21 protein-coding genes are annotated in these 20,109 nt (G+C 69.7%); 3 read left to right on the top strand and 18 right to left on the bottom strand.

The features are described from left to right. Positions 1–47: 47 nt before the first annotated feature. The gene (locus RZO50_RS04840; protein ID WP_322598542.1) at positions 48–995 is read right to left on the bottom strand and encodes an EamA family transporter; all 948 of its coding nucleotides are present in this window, start codon (positions 993–995) and stop codon (positions 48–50) included. A gap of 7 nt (positions 996–1,002) precedes the next feature. Next, positions 1,003–2,238: a serine hydrolase domain-containing protein gene (locus tag RZO50_RS04835; protein WP_322598541.1), complete on the bottom strand. Its 1,236-nt coding sequence runs from the start codon at positions 2,236–2,238 to the stop codon at positions 1,003–1,005. Positions 2,239–2,373: 135 nt separating this feature from the next. On the opposite strand from RZO50_RS04835, the gene RZO50_RS04830 reads away from it, so the two are divergent. Both RZO50_RS04830 and RZO50_RS04825 read left to right on the top strand, forming a co-directional pair. After that, positions 2,374–2,685 carry a DUF2470 domain-containing protein gene (locus RZO50_RS04830; RefSeq protein WP_322598540.1) on the top strand — a complete coding sequence of 104 codons (312 nt, stop codon included), beginning with the start codon at positions 2,374–2,376 and terminating at the stop codon, positions 2,683–2,685. A 69-nt stretch (positions 2,686–2,754) separates the two neighbouring features. Then, positions 2,755–3,408, top strand: coding sequence for a biliverdin-producing heme oxygenase (locus tag RZO50_RS04825; protein ID WP_322598539.1), 654 nt, complete (start codon positions 2,755–2,757; stop codon positions 3,406–3,408). 1 nt (position 3,409) lies between these two features. Here the strand turns inward: RZO50_RS04825 and RZO50_RS04820 are convergent, their stop codons facing one another. Further along, complete coding sequence (locus RZO50_RS04820) at positions 3,410–4,774, bottom strand: ATP-dependent DNA helicase (protein WP_322598538.1); 1,365 nt, start codon at positions 4,772–4,774, stop codon at positions 3,410–3,412. A gap of 75 nt (positions 4,775–4,849) precedes the next feature. Between RZO50_RS04820 and RZO50_RS04815 the strand changes: the two genes are divergently transcribed. Beyond that, complete coding sequence (locus RZO50_RS04815) at positions 4,850–5,980, top strand: hypothetical protein (protein ID WP_322598537.1); 1,131 nt, start codon at positions 4,850–4,852, stop codon at positions 5,978–5,980. Between the two features lie 15 nt (positions 5,981–5,995). Here the strand turns inward: RZO50_RS04815 and RZO50_RS04810 are convergent, their stop codons facing one another. The 15 genes from RZO50_RS04810 to RZO50_RS04740 form a co-directional block, all read right to left on the bottom strand. Next, complete coding sequence (locus tag RZO50_RS04810; protein WP_322598536.1) at positions 5,996–7,603, bottom strand: DHA2 family efflux MFS transporter permease subunit; 1,608 nt, start codon at positions 7,601–7,603, stop codon at positions 5,996–5,998. Continuing rightward, positions 7,600–9,585: a bifunctional copper resistance protein CopD/cytochrome c oxidase assembly protein gene (locus RZO50_RS04805; protein ID WP_322598535.1), complete on the bottom strand. Its 1,986-nt coding sequence runs from the start codon at positions 9,583–9,585 to the stop codon at positions 7,600–7,602. Before RZO50_RS04805 ends, RZO50_RS04810 begins: the two co-directional genes overlap by 4 nt. A gap of 88 nt (positions 9,586–9,673) precedes the next feature. Further along, positions 9,674–9,961, bottom strand: coding sequence for an HU family DNA-binding protein (locus RZO50_RS04800; protein WP_071045226.1), 288 nt, complete (start codon positions 9,959–9,961; stop codon positions 9,674–9,676). A gap of 434 nt (positions 9,962–10,395) precedes the next feature. Then, complete coding sequence (rpsN, locus tag RZO50_RS04795) at positions 10,396–10,701, bottom strand: 30S ribosomal protein S14 (protein ID WP_322598534.1); 306 nt, start codon at positions 10,699–10,701, stop codon at positions 10,396–10,398. A 2-nt stretch (positions 10,702–10,703) separates the two neighbouring features. Beyond that, the gene (rpmG, locus tag RZO50_RS04790; protein WP_013584775.1) at positions 10,704–10,874 is read right to left on the bottom strand and encodes a 50S ribosomal protein L33; all 171 of its coding nucleotides are present in this window, start codon (positions 10,872–10,874) and stop codon (positions 10,704–10,706) included. Continuing rightward, positions 10,874–11,110 carry a 50S ribosomal protein L28 gene (rpmB, locus tag RZO50_RS04785; RefSeq protein WP_071045229.1) on the bottom strand — a complete coding sequence of 79 codons (237 nt, stop codon included), beginning with the start codon at positions 11,108–11,110 and terminating at the stop codon, positions 10,874–10,876. The genes rpmG and rpmB overlap by 1 nt, the downstream gene beginning before the upstream one ends. Before the next feature lie 144 nt (positions 11,111–11,254). Next, positions 11,255–11,977, bottom strand: a complete 723-nt coding sequence (locus RZO50_RS04780) for a DNA-3-methyladenine glycosylase (RefSeq protein WP_322598751.1) — start codon at positions 11,975–11,977, stop codon at positions 11,255–11,257. Continuing rightward, the gene (locus RZO50_RS04775) at positions 11,974–13,380 is read right to left on the bottom strand and encodes a hypothetical protein (protein ID WP_322598533.1); all 1,407 of its coding nucleotides are present in this window, start codon (positions 13,378–13,380) and stop codon (positions 11,974–11,976) included. The genes RZO50_RS04780 and RZO50_RS04775 overlap by 4 nt, the downstream gene beginning before the upstream one ends. Next, the gene (locus RZO50_RS04770; RefSeq protein ID WP_322598532.1) at positions 13,370–14,305 is read right to left on the bottom strand and encodes a TIGR03943 family putative permease subunit; all 936 of its coding nucleotides are present in this window, start codon (positions 14,303–14,305) and stop codon (positions 13,370–13,372) included. Before RZO50_RS04770 ends, RZO50_RS04775 begins: the two co-directional genes overlap by 11 nt. Beyond that, on the bottom strand, positions 14,298–15,332 hold the full coding sequence (locus tag RZO50_RS04765) for a permease (protein WP_416211551.1): 1,035 nt from the start codon (positions 15,330–15,332) through the stop codon (positions 14,298–14,300). Before RZO50_RS04765 ends, RZO50_RS04770 begins: the two co-directional genes overlap by 8 nt. Further along, positions 15,319–15,732 (bottom strand): Fur family transcriptional regulator, encoded by a 414-nt coding sequence (locus tag RZO50_RS04760; RefSeq protein WP_322598531.1) that lies wholly within the window; start codon positions 15,730–15,732, stop codon positions 15,319–15,321. The genes RZO50_RS04765 and RZO50_RS04760 overlap by 14 nt, the downstream gene beginning before the upstream one ends. 45 nt (positions 15,733–15,777) lie before the next feature. Continuing rightward, positions 15,778–16,644 carry a metal ABC transporter permease gene (locus RZO50_RS04755; protein WP_322598530.1) on the bottom strand — a complete coding sequence of 289 codons (867 nt, stop codon included), beginning with the start codon at positions 16,642–16,644 and terminating at the stop codon, positions 15,778–15,780. Further along, complete coding sequence (locus tag RZO50_RS04750; RefSeq protein WP_322598529.1) at positions 16,641–17,450, bottom strand: metal ABC transporter ATP-binding protein; 810 nt, start codon at positions 17,448–17,450, stop codon at positions 16,641–16,643. The genes RZO50_RS04755 and RZO50_RS04750 overlap by 4 nt, the downstream gene beginning before the upstream one ends. Further along, positions 17,447–18,520 (bottom strand): metal ABC transporter solute-binding protein, Zn/Mn family, encoded by a 1,074-nt coding sequence (locus RZO50_RS04745; RefSeq protein ID WP_322598528.1) that lies wholly within the window; start codon positions 18,518–18,520, stop codon positions 17,447–17,449. Before RZO50_RS04745 ends, RZO50_RS04750 begins: the two co-directional genes overlap by 4 nt. A gap of 236 nt (positions 18,521–18,756) precedes the next feature. Continuing rightward, complete coding sequence (locus RZO50_RS04740) at positions 18,757–20,103, bottom strand: dihydrolipoamide acetyltransferase family protein (protein WP_322598527.1); 1,347 nt, start codon at positions 20,101–20,103, stop codon at positions 18,757–18,759. Between the last annotated feature and the right edge of the window lie 6 nt (positions 20,104–20,109).

Here is a 20,109-nt window from a genome sequence, read left to right as displayed (position 1 = left end):
GCGAGAGACCACCGTAGCGCGTCCGCCGTTTCGAGCGGGTGAATTCCTCAGGCGAGCGGCTCGGTGAAGGGCTCCTGGGCGGGGTCCGCGGGGGGATGCGGGCCCTCCGCGGCAGGCTCGTCGGCGGCGGAGGGCCCGGGCTCCGCATCCGAGTGCGGCGAGGACTGCACCGCGCCGATGCTCGCCACGATGACCAGGCCGATCCCGACGACCTCGAGCCACGACAGGTGCTGGCCGAGGAGGAGGAAGCCGGCGAGCGCGGCGGTCGCCGGGGCCAAGCTCATGAGGATCGCGAAGGCCGCGGCGGGAAGACGCCGCAGCGCGACGAGCTCGAAAGCGTAGGGGATGGTCGAGGACAGCAGGGCCACGGCCGCGCCGAGACCCAAGAGTTCCGGCCGCAGCAGCGCCGCGCCCGCCGAGGCGATGCCGAAAGGCAGCGCGATGAGCGCACCGGCGGTCATCGCGAGGGTCAGCCCTTCGAGCTTCGGGAACTCCTGTCCGACGCGGGCCGACGCGAGGATGTAGAACGCCCAGCTCGCGGCGGCGCCCAGGGCGAACAGCACGCCGACCGGGTCGAGGCGGTCCCACCCGCCGCCCCCGAGGGCGACGACGCCCGCGAGTGCGATCGCCGCCCACAGCCACGCCGAGGCGCGGCGGCTCGCGAGGATCGACAGGGTCAGGGGCCCGAGCACCTCGATGGTGACCGTTACCCCGAGGGGCAGTCGCTCCAGCGCCAGGTAGAACAGCCCGTTCATCACCGCCAGCACGACACCGAACCACACCACGGCACGCCACCCCTCACGCGTGCGGCCACGGAGGGTCGGTCGGGCGATGAGCCACAGCAGGAGTGCCGAGAACACGAGCCGCAGCATCACCATGCCGAGCGGTCCGACCTCGGGGAACAGCAGAACGGCGAACGACGCGCCGACCTCCTGGCAGGCAAGACCGGTGACCACCAGCAGCACCGCGGAGGCGTTGCCGGCCCGAAGGTTCACCGAGGCGTCAGCCTTCGTCGTCGGGGATGGGGCAGATAGCGCGCTCGGCGATGCCGGCGTGGTACTGCTCGTCCGTCCACGGCAGACCGGCCTCGGGCGCCTGCTGGCCGGATGCCGCGGGGGCCTTCGACGCGATGGCCGCGAGCTCCCAGGCCAGGTACGCGGGGAAGGCCACGCCGCCGGCGGAGTTGTTGAGCACGAGCGCCACGGTCAGCCCCGTATCGGGGTCGGAGAACGCCGCGGTCGAGTACCCGAGGGTGGAGCCGAACTGTCCGACCAACGATCCGGTGATCCGGGCGCCGCCGGCCGTCGTCTGCCACGACGGCGCGTCGCCGTACGCGGGAAGCGGGTCGTCGAAACGCTCCGTCTCGTCTGAGAGCAACGCGCCGGTGGCGAGCGCCTGGGCGTACCGACCCAAGTCGTCGATGGAGCTCGTCACGCCGGAGTCGGTGAACCCGATGCTCGAGGACGCTTCGGTGTAATCCGTGGGTTCGGCGCAGTTGAGGCCGTCCTCGCCACGGAGCGACTGGTATCCCGGCAGGGGGTTCGCACCCGGTTCCGCCGGCGCGGCGTCCGGCAGCTCGGTCGAGGTCAGTTCGAGAGGCTCGGTGACGTACTGCTCGATGAGATCGGCGGCGGAGGTGCGGGTGGCGTTCTCGAGAGCCTGCCCGAGCAGCACATAGCCCGCGTCGGACTCGCGGAACACCGTGCCGGCCTCCGCGTCGCTGCGGTCGGAAAGGCCGAAGCTCGCGAGGAACGCCGGGTCCCATTCGCGACCGGGAAACTCGAGCCAGTCCGCCTTCAGATAGGGCTCGTAGGAGCCGACACCGGAGGTGCCGTCGCACAGCATCTCCAGGGTCACGTCGTCGAGGTCGGGCACACCGGTGACGTAGTCCGCCACGCTGTCATCGAGCGAGACGGCGCCCTTCTCGTCGAGGATGTAGAGCACGTCGCAGGTCATCGCACGCGTCACACGGCTGGCACGGAAGGTCATGTCTTCGGATACCGCGGCGCCGTCGGGTCCGGTCGTGCCGAGTCCGGCGACCCACGATCCACTCCACGGCGCCCACACGCCCACGATCGCGCCGGTCGCGCCGGAGGCGGCCATCGCGTGCTCGGCCGCGCCCTGCAACTGCTGCTGGATGTCGTCGGGGAAGCCGCCTTCGACCTGGGCGGGCACGTCGATCTCGACCGCGCCCCCGCCGGAGCACGCCGAAGCCGTCAGAGCGACGGCGACGGCCATCGCCGCGACTCCTGGAATCCTGCGGCGCATCATGTTCTTCGGCTCTCCACCCCCCGGTGACAACCCAAGAATTCAAACACACCCACGTAACGACTCGGTCACAGCGCGGCGTGCATCCGCCCTACGCTATGCTCCGTGACTCACATCTTCGAGGCCGATGTCCAGTCCGCCGTCCTGCGCCATATGAACGGCGATCACACTGACGACAACCTCCTCATCACTCGGGCCTTCTCCCCCGAGCGCGAGATCGTCGCGGCCAGCATGACGGGTTTCGACGGCGCCGGCGGCACGTGGGAGATCGTCTCCGGCACGGGTGAGGCGGCCGACGTGCGCATCGACTGGCCCGGCGGTCCCATCACCGAACGCGCCGAGGTGCGCCGCGAGGTCGTCGCCCTCTACGACGAAGCCTGCCGCCGCCTGGGCGTCGAGCCCCGCCCGCACGCATGAGGTCCTCCGCCGGGGCCTCTCCCCACATTGGGGGTTAGGCCCACCTAACCCTTCCCCTACAATGGCGGCATGAGCGAGGTCATCTCCTTCTCCACGGCCCTGCGTGAACGTTCCAGCACCGCACACGCATCCAGTGAACACGCCGGCTTCATGGCCGACCTCGTGCGTGGCGACGGCACCCGTGACGACTACGTCGCCCTCACCGCCCAGCACTGGTTCATCTACGACGCACTCGAGGCCGCCGCAGACCGCATGCGCGCCGACCCGGTCGCGAGCGTCTTCATCAGCGACAAGCTGACCCGCCTCCCCGCCCTCGAAGCCGATCTCGAGTTCCTCATCGGCCCGGACTGGCGCGAGAAGATCTCGCCCCTGCCGACGACACAGCGGTACGTCGAGCGCATCAACCTCGTCGGGACGACGTGGGCGGGCGGGTTCGTCGCGCACCACTACACCCGCTACCTCGGCGACCTCTCGGGCGGCCAGTTCATCGGTCGCCTCATGTGCCGTCGTTTCGGGTTCGAGACCAACGGCGTCGGGTTCTACCTCTTCGACGACATCGCCGACCCGAACGCCTTCAAGGAGGTCTACCGCGAGCAGCTCGACGCCGCACCGTGGGACGACGCCGAGAAGGAGCGGGTGATCGATGAGGTGCTCGTCGCCTACCGTTTCAACACGGAGCTGTTCGACGACCTCGCCCGCGCCAAAGCCGAAGCGATCGCCTGACTCAACCGGATGCCGCGGCCGCCGTGCGCACGTCGCGCATGAAACGGCGCACGTCCTGATCGACACGGATGTCGCTCGGCCGAAGCGGTCGCGACAGGTAGAGACCGTCGAGCGAGGTCAGTCGTGACAGGGCCACGTAGGTCTGCCCCGGCGCGAACGCCCCCGACCCGAGGTCGATGATCGCCCGGTCGTAGGTCTTGCCCTGGGACTTGTGGATCGTCACCGCCCACGCCAGCCGCAGCGGGAACTGGGTGAACTCGGCGACGATCTCGCGGGTGAGCGACTTCGATCCCGGATCGTACGCGTACCGGAATCTCTCCCACACCGCCGGCTCGACGTCGAACTCCTCGCCGTCGACCTCGACGCGCACGTTCTCCCCCGCGATCCGGGTGACGGTGCCGATCGTGCCGTTGACCCAGCGGGGCGGGTCGCCGAACGAGGCGGTGTCGTTCCGCAGGAACATCACCTGCGCGCCGATCTTGAGCTTCAACTCCGCATCGGCCGGATACGCATCACCGCGCCCGAAGTCTCCGTTGATCTCGGCCGCCGCCGTCTGCGACCGCCCCGGGAGCGCCTCGAGATGGCGCCGGTTGATCGTGTTGACGATGTCGTTGCGCGTGGCCAACGTGATGATCGGCGTCTCATCCGCGGTCGGGTCCGGCGGTGTGCGCGCACCGGTGTCGTTGAGGATCTTGGCGATATCGGCGGTCACCACCCCGTGGCGCACCGCGTTGAGCATCGCCTTGAACTCGGGATCGGCCTGCCGATGGATCTCCGCCAGCTCGCGCACATGCAGCTGCGCGCCGTGCGACCCGATGTCGATGATCCCGTCGCCTCCGACGTCGCCCACCCAGACCTTCGCGTCGAAGAACCAGAAGGAACGATAGTGGTCCTGGATGTACCGCAGCTCGTCGCCGCGCGGCGGCACGGGAGCCAGCTGATAGGGATCGCCGAACATCACGATCTGGACGCCGCCGAACGGTTCGCCCCGCCGGCCACGAGCCTGCCGCAACGACCGGTCGATGCCGTCCATGAGGTCGGCGTTGACCATCGAGATCTCGTCGATGACGAGCGTGTCGATGGCGTTCAGGATCTTGCGTGTCGCATCCGACTGGTCGATGTCACCGTCGGCGATGAGTCCGATCGGCAGCCGGAACAACGAGTGGATCGTCTGTCCCTCGACGTTCAGCGCGGCCACACCCGTCGGTGCGCACACCGCGATCTGCTTGGACGTGTGCCACGCCAGGTGCTGCAGCAGAGTCGACTTGCCGGTACCGGCACGACCGGTCACGAACACGTGCTCGCGCGTGTCCTCGATGAGACGGAAGAGCGACTCCTGCTCGGTGGAGAGGGCGCGCGTGGTCACCGGTTCATGGTAGCCATGCGACGCCGCGTGACGACATCCGGCTGTCGGTCAGCCACGCTTTCCTAGACTGGACACGTGGATCGGGGGGCGACGGATGCCGCACCGGAGGCGACGCGTGTGCCTCCGGCTCCCGACGTGCCCGCCACGCGACGCTCGCTCGCATCCGCCCCTCCCCCCGCACGCGACCGACGTCTGGGCCGCGACCTGGCCGTCATCGCCCTCATCACCTCCGTGGTGCTCGGGGCCCTCGCGGCGGCCGGAGTGCTCCTCTACCGCGAGTTCTACAGCCCCTCCGCGTTCGTGCGCCACTACCTGCACCTCCTGCACGACAACCGCGCGGCCGAGGCCCTCGCCGTTCCGGGGGTCGCGATCGACACCGCCGAGCTCGACGCCGCGGGCCTGGAGATCCCCGACTCCGACGCTCTGCTGCGCGCGGCCGCCATGGGCACGCTGACCGATGTCGCCATCGTCTCCGAAGAGGCCGGGGCCGACGTCACCGAGGTGCGCGCGGAGTTCGACGCGGGCGGCGTAGCCGGCTCGGTCAGCTTCGACGTGGAGCACACCGGGTGGATCGGCATCGTCCCCACGTGGTCGTTCGCGACCAGCCCCCTCGCGGTCATCGACTTGACCGTGGACGGTTCGATGAAGTTCTCCGTCAACGGGTTCGACATCGACAAGCGACAGGTCTCCCCCGACGGCGTGGACGCCGACCCGTCCGCCCCGATCTCGATGCTGGTGTTCTCCCCGGGCCTGTACTCGGTGTCGGTCGACACCGCCATCGCCAGCACCCCCGGCGTCGCCGTGCTCTCCGACGCACCGTTGACGGAGGTGCCGGTGACGGTCGCGGCCGAACCCACCGAGGAGTTCATCGCGGTCGTGCAGGAGCGGGTCGAGGGCTTCCTCACCTCCTGTGCGACCCAGGAGGTGCTGCAGCCGACCGCGTGCCCGTTCGGCTACACGGTCGAGGACCGCATCGTCGGACTCCCCTCGTGGACGATCTCCTCGCAGCCCACCGTGACCGTCGAGCCCGAGGGCGACGTGTGGAAGATCCCCGCGGCACCGGCATCGGCCCGCATCGACGTGCAGATCCAGTCGCTGTTCGACGGCAGCATCCGCGAGGTCAGCGAAGAGGTCCCGTTCCTCGTGACCGGCACGATCACCGTGCTGCCCGACGGCACCGCGTCGATCGTCGTCGGAGGCGGCTGACCCCGCCCGGCTGCATCAGGACCGCGCGGCCTCGACGTCTTCCTCGGTGTCGGCTCGACGCGAGCCCCGCCGGAGCGCGAAGGTGGCACCGAGTCCGATGACCAGGAACCCGGCGGCGGTGAGTGCCGACAGGCGCGTGCCGTCCGAGAAGGCATCCTTGGCCGCATCCGGGATCACCCCCGACGGATCGGACTGCTCCAGGCCGGCGATCGCGGCGCCCGCGCTGTCGACGACCGAGGAGACGATCTGGTCGCGCTGTGCGGCGGGTACTCCCGCGTCGTCGAGGCTGTTCGACAGGATCGCACCCGTCGAGGTGAACAGCACCGTGCCGAGGATGGCGATCCCGAGCGCCGACCCGACCTGCCGTGAGGTCGATTGCGTCCCCGAGCCCTGGCCGGACAGCTCGACCGGGACATCCTGCAGGATCACTCCGGTCAACTGCGCGGTGGCCAGCCCCACACCGATGCCGTAGACGAACAGCGCCGGAAGCAGCCACCCCCACGCCGCATCGGGCGCGATGACCATCGCCACGGCCACCACCCCGACGATCTCGGCGACGATGCCGAACCGGACGATCACGGTCGGGTCGACCCGACCGCTCGCGGCGCCGGCGATGCCACTGGCGACGAAGGACCCGACGGCGAGCGCGAGCAGCACGAACCCGGTCTGCAGCGCGTCGAACCCGAGCACGAACTGCAACCACAGCGGCAGGGAGAGGATCAGCCCGAACTCGCCCAGGGCGATGACCAGGGCGGCGACGTTTCCGTTCGAGAACGAGCGGATGCGGAAGAGAGAGAACTCCAGCAGCGAGGATCGGCCGCGGCGGCGACGCGACAGGCCCCACGCGATGAACCCGATCAGCGCGAGGGCCGACACCGCGAATGCGACCGGAACCGGCGAGATCGCCCACGGCCACGCGAATTCGCCCACCGTGAACGTCTCGGTCGCCTGCCACCAGCCGTAGGTGCGCCCCTCGATGAGGCCGAAGACCAACCCGCCGAACAGCACCACCGACAGGATCGCGCCGATGACGTCGATGCCCGTCGCGCGCGCCTCCTTCGACTCGGCGACGGCGAACACGATCCCTGCGAAGACGGCGATGCCCAGCGGGATGTTGATGCCGAACGCCCACCGCCACGAGAACTCGGTGGTGAGCCATCCGCCCAGGAGCGGACCCACCGCCGCCATGCCGCCGATGGTCGACCCCCACACGGCGAAGGCGATGCCGCGCTCGCGCCCGCGGAAGGTGGCATTGATGACCGACAGGGTCGTCGGGAGGATCATCGCTCCGCCGATGCCCTGGATCAGGCGCGACAGGATCAGCAGCTCGCCGGTGGGCGCGAGGGCCGCCAGCACCGACGATGCGGCGAAGACCACGATGCCGATCAGCATGAGGCGTTTGCGGCCGAAGCGGTCGGCGAGGCTGCCGAACAGCAGCAGCAGGGACGCGAAGACGAGGGTGTACGCCTCCTGCACCCACTGCACCTCGGTCGAGGAGATCCCGAGGTCCTCCACGATCGAGGGCACCGCGACGTTCACGATCGTCGAGTCGACGATGATCAGCGAGACCGCGACGCTGATGAAGACCAATCCGACCCAACGGCGGCGGTAGTGATCGGTCATCGGTGAAGGGCCCCCTCGGCGCGCTTGTCACGTTCGGCGAGCTTGGCCAGCCGCGCGTTGTACTCCTCGAGCTCGGCGTCTCCGGAGCGGTCTGCGGCGCGATCCTGGCGGCGCTGCATTCGCTCGTCGCTGCGGCTCCACTGGATCGCCAGCGTGATGGCCACCGTGAGGGTCGGGATCTCACCCACCGACCAGGCGATGCCCCCACCGAGGTATTGGTCCTCGAGCGGAGGAAGACCCCACGTCCGCCCCATCGCCCCGTACCACTCCGCCGCCATGAGGCCGGTCTGCATCATCATCGCGACGCCGAAGAAGGCGTGCATGGCCATCACGCCCACGAGCAGCAGCAGGCGCCCCGCGTACGGCAGGCGATAGGGCACCGGGTCGATGCCGATGAGGGTGAGGGCGAACAGGTAGCCGGTCAGCAGGAAGTGCGCGACCATCCACACATGGCCGATGTGGTCGTACAGGGCCCACCGGAACAGGTCGGTGTAGTAGAACAGCCACAGCGAGACGACGAACAGACCGGCCGCCACGAACGGGTTGGTCAGCACGCGCATGTAGGGCGAGTGCACCGTCCACAGGATCCACTCCCGCCCGCCGCGAGTGCCGTCGTCCCGCTTGCGGATCGCCCGGGCCGCGAGGGTGACGGGGGCTCCGGCGACCAGAAGCACCGGGATTCCCATGCTCAGCATCATGTGGCCGAGCATGTGCACGCTGAACAGATAGTCCTGGTAGGCGTTCGGCGCCCCGCAGGTGACCCACACGAGCAGCAGGAGGCCGGAGATCCACATGACGGTGCGGTAGATCGGCCACGTGTCGCCGCGGCGGCGAAGACGCCACACACCGGCGAGGTAGAAGAACAGGCCGAACCCCGCGGCGAACGCCCACAGCACGTCGATGTCCCACACGGTCAGCCACCGGATGGGGGTCAGCTCCACAGGCAGCTCCGACCCGGTGAGGTAGTACGCCGGCGAGACGCTCTCGGGGATGCCGCTGTCGGTCGGCGGGGGCGTGCGGGCCAACGCCGAGGCGGCACCGCTGGCGATCCCCATGAACGCCAGCTCCAGGGCGATGAGCGCCCAGAAGACCCCGCGCGCCGTGTCCGACATCCGCGCGATGAGCCGGTTGCGGTAGACCGCCCCGAGCAGGCCGATGACCACCAGCGCGACGGCTTTGACCACCACGATCACGCCGTAGGGGGTCAGCAGGCCGTCGAGGTCGCCCACGCCGATCGCGGCGCGCACCGTGCCGGAGATCGCGACCACGATGAAGGAGACCAGAGCGAGGCTGGAGTAGCGGCGCATCGCCGTGCGCATGGTCGCACCGTGCACGATCGGACGGATCACCACCATGAGCAGCAGCCCCCCGAGCCACACGGCCGCGGCGATGATGTGCAGCACCAGCGACGAGACCGCGAGGTTGTGGTTCGCCTGCTCACCCGAGTGCCCCTGCGTGCCCATCGGGACGAGGGCGGCGACGGCCAGGAGGGCCAGGAGGAACGTGGACGTCCACGACCGCACCGCGAAGGCGAGCACCGTGATGACCGCGCCCAGCACGGTGGTGATCAGCCACACGCGGCCGAGTTCGGTCTCGACGAGGAAGCGTCCGAGCTGAGCGCCGAACTCCGGCCCCAGGCTGAACTGGGCGTTGAAGGAGTCGAGGAAGACGAGGAACCCGTTCGCACCGGCGGCGACGGTGAACACGGCGGCGGAGATCGACGCGGCATCGAGGGCGACGTCGAACTCCCGTTCTCCCGCCTTCAGGGCGTACAGGGCCACGACGAGGGTGCCGACCATGCCGGCGGCGGCGAGGTTGACGGCGAGCTTGACCACCGGGATCCCCCACCGGACGACGGGGCCCGCATCGCCGAGGACGAGCGGCGCCGCGCCGCCGCCGTAGGCCAGCGCCCACACGAGCGTCAGGAGCGCGGCCGCGGCGAGGATCACGGGCCCGACGGCCCGCAGCACGCGGGGGTTCACCCCATAAGCGTAGATCGTCCCCGCTGGGGAACGACCGGAGGGGATGCCGCCGAGCGGCATCCCCTCCGGGAAGTCTGGTGGTGCGGTCTTACTTGACGGCAGCCTTCAGCTTCGAGCCCGCGGTCACCTTGACGCGCTTGCCGGCGGGGATGGCGATCTCTTCGCCGGTCTGCGGGTTGCGGCCGGTGCGAGCCGAGGTCTCGACCTGCTCGAACGACAGCCAACCGGGGATCGAGACCTTGTTGCCCTTGGCCACGGCCTCCGAGACGGTGGCGAAGAGGGAGTCGAGCACGCTCGAGACGGCGGACTGGCTCTGGCCGGTCGCGCTGGCGATGCTCGCGACGAGTTCGGTCTTGGTGATGGACTTGTCAGCCATGTATTTGTCCTCCAAGGCGACGGATCGTCGCCTCTCGTTACTTGGACCGAGTGGCGACTGCCTCCCGGCTTGGTCGGAACGACCGCCTCGAATATACCCACGAACCGCGTAATCACGCGGATTTCGGGCCCTGGGAGGGGGGTTATCCGGCGTGTCGCGGTCTTCCTGGGGCTCGTGTGACGGGTGAGACACCAGCACGGGCCCGCAGCAGGGGCCCGCAGTCCCTCTCGTGCACCAACTCAGGCTGAGCGCGCCGGCCCCGTCCGATTCCGGCCTTTCGGCCGGAATAGCCACGCCCGCAGCCTGAGATCGTGCACAGCGCGAGCGCCGACGGGCACTCCCGGATGCGTGAAGGCCCGGATCCGACAGGATCCGGGCCTTCGCGGGTTGTCGGGTGGGATCACCCACCCGACGATGCCGTCACGGCGTCTGGCTTACCAGCTCGACTTGGTCACACCGGGCAGTTCGCCACGGTGGGCCATGTCGCGGAAACGCACACGCGAGATGCCGAACTTCTTCAGGTGACCGCGCGGGCGACCGTCGATGACGTCGCGGTTGCGCAGGCGAACCGGCGATGCGTTGCGGGGCAGCTTCTGCAGGCCCACGCGAGCGGCTTCACGCTGCTCGTCGGTGGAGGTCGGGTCGACGAGCTGCTTCTTCAGCTCGAGGCGCTTGGCCGCGTAGCGGTCCACGACCTCCTGGCGCTGCTTGTTGCGCGCGATCTTGCTCTTCTTGGCCATGATCAGCGCTCCTCTCGGAAATCGACGTGCTTGCGGACGACCGGGTCGTACTTCTTCAGCACGATGCGGTCGGGGTTGTTGCGGCGGTTCTTGCGCGTCACGTAGGTGTACCCCGTGCCGGCGGTCGAACGCAGCTTGATGATCGGACGGACGTCCTGAGCCTTCTTCGCCATTAGAGCTTCACACCCTTCGCGACGAGGTCCTTCACAACCGACTCGATACCGCGCGCGTCGATCACCTTGATGCCCTTGGCGGACACGTTCAGGGTGACCTTACGACCGAGCGAGGGAACGTAGTAGGTCTTCTTCTGCACGTTCGGGTCGAAGCGGCGCTTCGTCCGTCGGTGCGAGTGGCTGATGTTGTGACCGAAGCCGGGAACCGCTCCGGTCACCTGGCACACTGCGGCCATGGTGTCTCCTTCTGTACCGTGAAGCCGGACGGCTCCACCCAAGATCCCTTGTCTGCGCCCCGCACCGAAGACGTCCCGTTTCCGGGTCGACATGGGTGTGGGATGCGAACTACGCGCTGGAGTGCGCGCAGACAAACGATGAGTCTAGCATGCCGGGCGTGTCGGGCTTGACAGCTCGGCGGCGCCCCTGCCCCAGCGGAACGCCGACACCGTCGGATCCCCCGCGATCCAGAACCGCCACGGGTACTCCGCGGTGCCCGCCACGCCCGCGACGCCCACCCGCGGACCGGACGCGACGGGGCGGACCGGATGCTTCGGAAGCCACAGTCGGGCCCGCGCACCGTCCGGCACCTCGCTCCGGGCGCCCTCGCCGATCGCATCGAGGCCGTCGTGGTCGGGATACCGCAGGCCGAGTGCGCCGCCGAGCCGACCCGGGCCACGCGCGATGTCACGGTCGTGGCGCACCACACCGCGCCCACGCGTGCGGAGCCGCACCGCGGCATCCCGCCCCTCGACCACCTCGCCGGCGCGCAGAAGCACCGCCCCGGCGACGCCGGAGGGTCCGCACACGAGGTTCACACACGAGTGGATGCCGTGGCTGAGGTAGACGTACAGAAGGCCTGGATCACCCCACATCGTGGCGTTGCGGGCGGTGCGGCCGTTGCGGGCGTGGGATCCGGGATCGGGCACGTCCCCCGTGCCGAGCCCGTGGTACGCCTCGACCTCGGTCAGCCTCAGCGCGACCCGGTCACCGTCGACCTCCGCGACGAGCACTCCCCCGAGCAGGCGCGGCGCGACGTCGACGGCGAGCGCATCGAAGTCGTCCCGGCGGGCCGGTCGCCGTCCGTCCGCCCATTCCGGGGTCATCGAGGAGGCAGCCGGCACCAGGAGGCGTCGAAGCCGGACAGGGCGACGACCTCCTCAGCGGTGTCAAGCGACACGATGTGCGTCTCGACCCGGTCGGGCAGCGGCAGCAGGTAGCCGTCGTAGCGGTTCGACACGACGTCGGGCGCGACCAGCACGGCGGCAAACCGCCCGCTGGGCGACACGCAGGTCTGCAGCACCGCGTCGTCGTTGGGCACATCCATCACGATGTCAGCGGCACCGTCGACGTCGACGGTCGCGACGGAGGTGGCGATGGGCTGACCCGACCCGTCGCGCAGCGAGGTGGTCCGCAGCGTGCCGCCACCGGGGATCGGGACGACGTCGTTGAGGGTGCCGATCTCGTCTGCGGTCTGCACGAGCCCGGTCTCGTCGCCGGTGGACAGGTCGAGCACGACCCACCCCTCGGGACGGTCGATGATCGCCTCGGACGTGCCGGGTGTGATGCCGGCGATCGTGTTGGCGAGACCGAACGACGCGGGGTTTTCCCCGGCGGGACCGGTGAGGGTCAGCGCGCTGTCGAAACCGACGAACAGGACGCTGTCGGTGTCGGGCACGAACGACCACGAATCCACGCGGGGGTCACTTCCTTCGACGACCACCTGCACGGGAGCCTCATCCGCCGCGGAGTCGTCGACCGACGCGGTGAACAGCGCGCTCTCGAGGGCGCCTTCCGTACCGATCGCGGCATCCGTGTAGGTGTAGCCGATGCGGTCGCCCCGGTCCGCGGCCTGCAGGTTCGCGACGGTCCCCGCGCCCGGAAGGTCCAGGGTGCGCTCGTCCTCACCGTCGTGGTCGGTGACGATCAGCTGCGAGTGACCCTCGTCATCGCGAACCGAGATGACCAGGTGGTCCGCCGTGACGCGGAAGTCCTCGATCGCGGGATGCGTGAACACCGGCAGCGCCTGCTCGCCGCCCAGGTCGGTGACGAAGACGGTGTCGCCGTCCTCCCCACCGCGCTGCAGCAGGTAGAGGTCGATCGCCGGTGTGGTGAAGGTCTCGGTGAGCGTCGCGCTCGGGCCGCCGCCGATACCCGTGACCCCGTCGATGGTGACGGTGTACTCCGTCTCGTCCCAGAGCGGAAGGGTGAAGCGCACCCCGACGCTGCGGCCGGAGGTGTCCACGGCGAAGGGCACGTCGGGGGTCACGGTCACCTGCGACGGGTCGACGTCCTGCAGCGATTGCGTCGTGGTGAAGATCAGCCGGGTACCGGATGCGTCGACGGCCGCCGCGGGGTCCACGGCCACCTCGGTCACCCTCGGCCCCTGCGCCACGCTGATCGCAGCACCCGCGGCCGCGAGGATCGCCAGGGCCGCGACGACGATCGCGAAGACCGCGGCGAAGCCGAGGCGGCGACCGCCGTCCGCCGCGCGGGCGTCAGTACTCATACGGGTCCTCGGGTTCGTCGATCTCGGTCACCTCGGCGGCGTCCAGGGTCAGCGTGCCGTCACTCGCGGCGCGCACCGTGCCGGTCACCTCGACCCACTGGCCCGATTCGGGCACGTCACCGGTCGCGGCGACGGGGACGCTGGCGGTCTGCGCGTCGATCACGCAGTGGGTGATGACCAGGCGCGTCAGCCCGAACCCGTCGTCGGTCGGCGCGACGAACCCGGTGAGGGTCACCTCTTGCCCGTCGAAGGTCTCGGGCGAGGTCGACGTGGCGAACACCGTCGACCACTCGCCGATGCCGAAGGCGGACGTGTCTCCGGACGCGGCGAGCTGCACCGCATCCTGCCCGGCGAACAGCGGCGTCACGCCGACATCGCGCGAGAGCGCCAGCTGCGAGGACAGCGACGTCGGCGGCAGGAACAGGGTCAGCAGCACGACGCCCGAGGCGATCACCCCGCCCGCGACCGTGGCGGCCAGGGCGAGCGGATGCGGTGCGTGGTGGGCGTGCGTCGAGGTGTGCGCCGGCGCCTCGTCGTGCGCAGGCGCGGGCGCGGCTGCGGCATCGCGCGCGGCCCTCATCTCGGCGCGGGACATCGGCCGATCACCCGGTGCGGACGCGACGACCGACTCAGCCGCTGGTATCGGGGCCGGTTCGACACCGGTGCCGCGACGGCGCGGACCGGGCGACGGTTCTGCGGGCCCGTGGTCGTGACCGTGGTCGGCCTCGGCCCCGAGGGGCAACAGGAACGACGCGACGGCCCCGACGAGCAGCACGACGGCCATGAGCACGGCGAACCACGACGAGTCCGGGTTGATGTACAGGTCGAGGTCGCCCGTGATGGCGAGCGAGAGGGTGACCACGGCGATGATCGTCGAAAGTCCGACGCCGAGCCAGCGGGTGCCCAGGGCGCTGAGGTCAGGCAAAGAGGTTCACCCCCGTTGCGATCGCGAACGCCGACAGCACGACGACGACCACCACGCCCGCGAGGGTGCGCGTGGTGAAGGTGGTGCGCAGCAGAGCGAGCATCTTCACGTCGACGAGGGGGCCGACCAGCAGGAAGGCCACGATCGACCCCGGCGTGAAGGTCGAGGCGAACGACAGGGCGAAGAACGCGTCGACGTTCGAGCAGATCGAGACGACCATCGCCAGCGCGATCATCGCCACGATCGACAGGGCGGGGTCCGAGCCGATCGCGAGAAGCAGCTCCCGGGGCACGAGGACCTGGACCGCGCCGGCGATCGCGGATCCGATGATCAGGGCCGGCATGACGGCGCGCAGCTCGACGACGAACTGCGCGAGGCTGCGCCGGAACCGGCCGCCCTGCTCGTGCGTGACGAGCTCGCACGTGTCGCGGAAACGTTCGGTGAGCAGCCCGTCGGGGTCGCGGTGGAGGCTGTAGAGCCAGCCGATGAGGTTGGCGATGAGGTAGCCGCCGAGGATTCGGGCGACGAGGATCCCGTCATCGAACCCGAAAGCCGCATGGGTCGTGATGATCACGATCGGGTTCACGATGGGAGCGGCGATGAGGAAGGTCATCGTCTCGGCGACGCTGAGGCCGCGCATGAGCAGCCCTCGCGCGAACGGCACGTTCCCGCACTCGCAGACCGGGATGAGCATCCCGAGCAGGGACAGCACCGCGCGCCGCGCCCACGCAGCCCGGGGCAGCCATCGCTCGAGAGCACCCGGCGGCACCCACACCTGCACCACGATGGACAGCACGACGCCCAGCGCGATGAACGGCAGCGACTCGATCAACACACTGATCGCGAGCGTCAGTCCGTCCTGCGCCCGAGTCGACAGCGTCATCGGATAGAGGGTCGGCAGCAGCAGGTCGATGGCGAACAGGGCGCCGACGACCACGACACCTACCCCGGCCCACAGCAGCCCGCGGGCGGTCGACGACGGCTCGGCCACGGGCGCCGTGCGGCGGCGGGTGTCAGGCGCCGGCACGCTCGTTCGCCTGGGCGGCCGTGCAGGCCGGGCACAGCCCGAAGATGTCCACGACGTGCTCGGCGGCGGTGAAGCCGTGCTCCGATGCCGTGGAGTGCGCCCACTGCTCCACATCCGAGGCGGCGATCTCGACGGTCAGGCCGCAGGAGCGACAGATGAGGTGGTGATGGTGTCCCGGCGATTCGCAGGCGCGGTAGAGGTTCTCGCCCTCGGGACTCTGCAGCGAGTCGGCCTGGCCCTTGGCGGCGAATCCGGCGAGCGCGCGGTAGACCGTGGCGAGGCCGATGCCGGTGTTCTCCTCACGGAGGGAGGCGTGCAGGGTCTGCGCGCTGACGAATCCCCGGGCGTCTCCGAGTGCCGCACGCACGCGCTCTCGCTGCCAGGTGTTCCGCTCGGCCATGGTGGCGAGTCTACCCACGGCGGCTGAGCGTGCCCCGGACGGGACCTATGCGCCGCGTTTGCGGACCACCCGCCCGCGGCGCGCGCCGACGACGCGACACACGAGGTAGATCACGAACGAGATCGTGGTGATGTAGGGGCTCACGGGCAAGGTGCCCGCGATCGCGAGGAGGATCCCGCCGACCGCCGAGACGAACCCGAACAGCGCCGACAGCACGGGCACCGACAGGGCGCCCGAGGCGATCCGCATCGCGGCCGCGGCGGGAGTGACCAGCAGAGCCATCACGAGCAGCGCGCCGATGATGTGCACCGCGACAGCCACGATGAGGCCGAGCAGCAGCATGAGACCGAGCGACACCGCGGTCGTCGGCACCCCGCGCGCCCCCGCCGCCTGCGGGTCCAGCGAGTCGAAGCGGAGCGGCCGCCAGATCAGCAGCAGGCCGAGAAGGACGAGCGCGCCGATCCCGATCAACCACGACAGCTGATCCGACTGCACCGAGACGATCTGGCCGGTCAGCAGACTGAAACGGTTCGCGCTCCGACCGCTGTAGAGCGACAGGAACAAGATGCCGAGGCCCAGCCCGAAGGGCATGAGCACGCCGATGATCGAGTTGCGGTCCCGCGCTCGCGCGCCGAGGAGGCCGATCAGCGCCGCGGCGATGAGCGAACCGACGATCGATCCGGTCACCACGTCCAGACCGATCAGGAGGAATGCCGCGGCCCCGGCGAACGACAGCTCGCTGATGCCGTGCACCGCGAAGGCCATGTCCCGCTGGATGACGAAGACGCCGATGAGCCCGCCGACGAGTCCCAGAACGGCGCCGGCGACGACGGAGTTCCACACCAGGTCGAGGATCTGGCCGTAGTAGGGCAGGCCGCCGAACATCGCGTCCCAGACGTCGGCCCAGTTCATGCGTCGTCCTCGTCGTGGTGGTGATGGTGGTGCTCTTCGGCGTCAGGTGCGCCGACGACGACGAGGCGACCACCCGCCTCCAGCACGTAGACCGGTGTGCCGTAGAGCCGGGTGAGGGTGGCGGATTCGAGAACCTGCTCCGGCCGACCCAACTCGAACCGTCCGTTCGCGATGTAGAGGATGCGGTCCACACGGTCGAGCACCGGGTTGATGTCGTGGGTGACGAAGAGCACGGCGGCGCCCGCCTCGCGACGGTGGCGGTCGATGAGCCCGATGACCGCCTGCTGGTTGGCGAGGTCGAGACTCGTCAGGGGCTCATCGCACAGCAGCAGCGCCGGATCGTCGGCGAGCGCCTGGCCCACTCGCAGGCGCTGTTGCTCCCCACCGGACAGCTCCCCCACCCGGCGGTCGGCGTAGTCGGCCGCCCCGACGGCGTCGAGCAGCGCGTCGACGCGCGCCCGGTCGCCCCGGCGCGGGATCGGGAGCCCGAAGCGGTGGCCGTCGACGCCGAGTGCGACCAGGTCGCGGGCGCGCATCGCGGTCCCGGGAGGAAGGGGACGCTGCTGCGGGATGTACCCGATGCGGCGATTTCCCGTCCCGCGCACCGGCTGTCCGAGGGCCGTGATCCGCCCTTCGCTCAGTGCCTCGAGGCCGAGGATCGCGCGGAGCAGCGTGGTCTTGCCGGATCCGCTGGGACCGAGCACGGCGATCAGCTCACCGGGCTGCACCTCGAGGTCGAGGCCCTCCCACAGGTCGCGTCCGTCGCGCCGCAGCGCGGCGCCGCTGATCTGTAGCGGGGCTGTCACTCCGCCAGCGCGTCGGCCATGGCCGCCACGTTCGCCTGCATCCACGAGACATAAGTCTCCCCCTCGGGGAGGGTTTCGGCGAACTCGATCACGGGAATACCGAGAGCGTCGGCCTCCTCGATGATCTGCGTGGTTTCGGCGCCACCGGTCTGCGCGTTCACGATGACCAGGCGGACGTCGCCGGACTCGAGCAGCGTGATGGATTCCAGAAGGGTCGCGGGGGCGACATCCTGACCCTCTTCGACGGCCTCGGTGAAGGCGTCGGGGGCGACGTTCACGAGCCCCGCGGCCGAAGACAGGTACAGCGGCACCGGCTCGGTCACGAAGATCTCATCGCCCTCATGCGTGGATGCGACCGCGTCGAGGTCGGCCTCGATGGCTTCGACGCCCTCGGTGAACTCGGCGAGGTTGGCTTCGAAGGTCTCGGCCTGATCGGGGTCGAGTTCGCTCAGCTCGTCGGCGATGGCCTCGGCCACGTGCTCGATGGTGTGCGGGTCGTACCAGACGTGCTCGTTGAAGCCCTCGATGTGGTCGTGGCCCTCGTGGTCGTGCTCTTCCTCGTCGTGCTCTTCCTCGTCGGAGTGCTCTTCCTCATCGGAGTGCTCTTCGTCCTCCGCGTGCTCCTCCTCGTCCTCCGCGTGGTCGTGCTCCTCCTCGTCGGAGTGCTCTTCCTCGTCGTGATCGTCGTCGCCCGGGTAGTCGTGGGAGAACTCGACCGCGGTGATGACGTGGGCGTCGGCGTCGCTCGACTCGAGCATCGCGTCGATGAAGCCGTCGTAGCCGCCGCCGTTCTCGATGACGATGTCGGCGTTGCTCACCAGCAGCTGGTCCTGGGCGCTCCCCTCGTACTCGTGGGGGTCCTGCGCCGCACTGTCGATGATCGACGTGACGGTCACGGCGTCTCCCCCGATCTGCTCGGCGATCTGGCCGTAGACGTTCGTCGAGGCGACGACGGTGATCGTGTCCTCGGAGGCGCCGGCATCGTCATCCGAGGACGCCCCGCATCCGGCGAGAACGAGGGCGGACCCGGCGGTGATGCCGATGACGGGGAGCATTCGGGGAGCACGCATGCCACCAGTGTACGCCGAAGTGATAATCGTTCCCAAAATCATGCGCAGCATCCGTCTCGCCCCGCGCCTCACCTGTCACGAGACGCCGCATACGCACGCGCAGACGACGAACAGCGCCAACCGAACGCCGGCGCAGCGACGCACCGGATGCTCGATGTGCGCGCGATAACGACAACCCGCGACCGCTGAACGACGACGGGATGGGCGCGAGGGACGCGCGGATCGTCGCGGCGGCGCTACTCGACCAGAAGGGCGGGCTCTTCGAGCACGGCGGCGATGTCGGCGATGAAGCGCGACACCTGGTCGCCGTCGACGACGCGATGGTCGAACGAGCCGGACACCGTGGTCACCCACCGGGGACGCACTTCGCCATCGACCACCCACGGCTTCTGGCGGATCGCGCCGAGCGCGACGATGCCCACCTCCCCCGGGTTGATGATCGGCGTTCCGGCGTCGACGCCGAAGACCCCGATATTGGTGATCGTGATCGTGCCGTTCTGCTGATCGGCCGGGGTCGTCTTGCCCTCCCGCGCGGTCAGCGTGAGCTTCTCGAGAGCCTTGGCGGTCTCGCGAACCGACAGGGTGTGGGCGTCCTTGACGTTCGGCACCAGGAGCCCCCGAGGTGTCGCGGCCGCGATGCCGAGGTTGACGTAGTGGCGCACGCGGATCTGCGCGCCGTCGTCGGTGTCGACCCAGGCCGCGTTGACCATCGGCGTACGGCGCACCGCCCACACCACCGCGCGGGCCATGATCAGCAGCGGCGAGACCTTCGTGTCGGCGAACTCCGGCGAGGCCTTCAGGCGCTTGACGAGCTCCATCGTGCGGGTCGCGTCGACGTCGACCCACACCGACACGTGCGGGGCGGTGTATGCCGATCGCACCATGCCGCTCGCGGTGGCCTTCCGGACGCCGCGGACCGGAATGGTCTCCTCCCGATCCCCGGCGGGGGCAACCGGGGCTGCGGGTGCCGCAGCGGTGGTCGCGACGGGAATGGTCTCCTCGCGGACCTCGCCCCATTCGGGGGTTTCGATGTTGCGGAACACGCTCGCCTGCGAGGCGTGCTTGACCACATCGTCTCGCGTGACCTCACCAGCCGCTCCGGTCGGAGTCACGGCGGAGAGTTCGACCCCGAGATCGCGCGCCAGCTTGCGGATGGGCGGCTTGGCCACCACACCGACCGACGACGTGATGCGCTCGGCTGCGGAGGCCTGCGGCTTGCGTCGGCGCGACTGGACCGGTCCCCCGGACCCGTAGCCGACGAGGACCGACCCGGACCCCTCGGGCTCGGCGTCGGCCGCCTCACCGTGCTCGGAGCGACCGACGGTGGTGTCGGCGGCCGCAGCGGCATCGGCGATCGTGATGATCGCCGCACCGACCTCGACCGTGTCGCCCTCCGCGACGAGCAGCTCGCCGACGACGCCGGCGAAGGGAGAGGGGAGCTCGACGAGCGACTTGGCGGTCTCGATCTCGACGATGACGTCGTTGACGGCGACCTCGTCGCCGGCGGCGACCTTCCACGAGACGATCTCGGCGTCGGTGAGACCCTCACCGACGTCGGGGAGGACGAAAGTCTGCGTGCTCATGGCGTT

Source organism: Microbacterium xanthum, assembly GCF_034531355.1.
In the GTDB taxonomy this organism is placed as follows: domain Bacteria; phylum Actinomycetota; class Actinomycetes; order Actinomycetales; family Microbacteriaceae; genus Microbacterium; species Microbacterium xanthum.
Note: the sequence above shows the minus strand (reverse complement) of the source record. Positions and strands in the feature narration are given on the sequence as shown.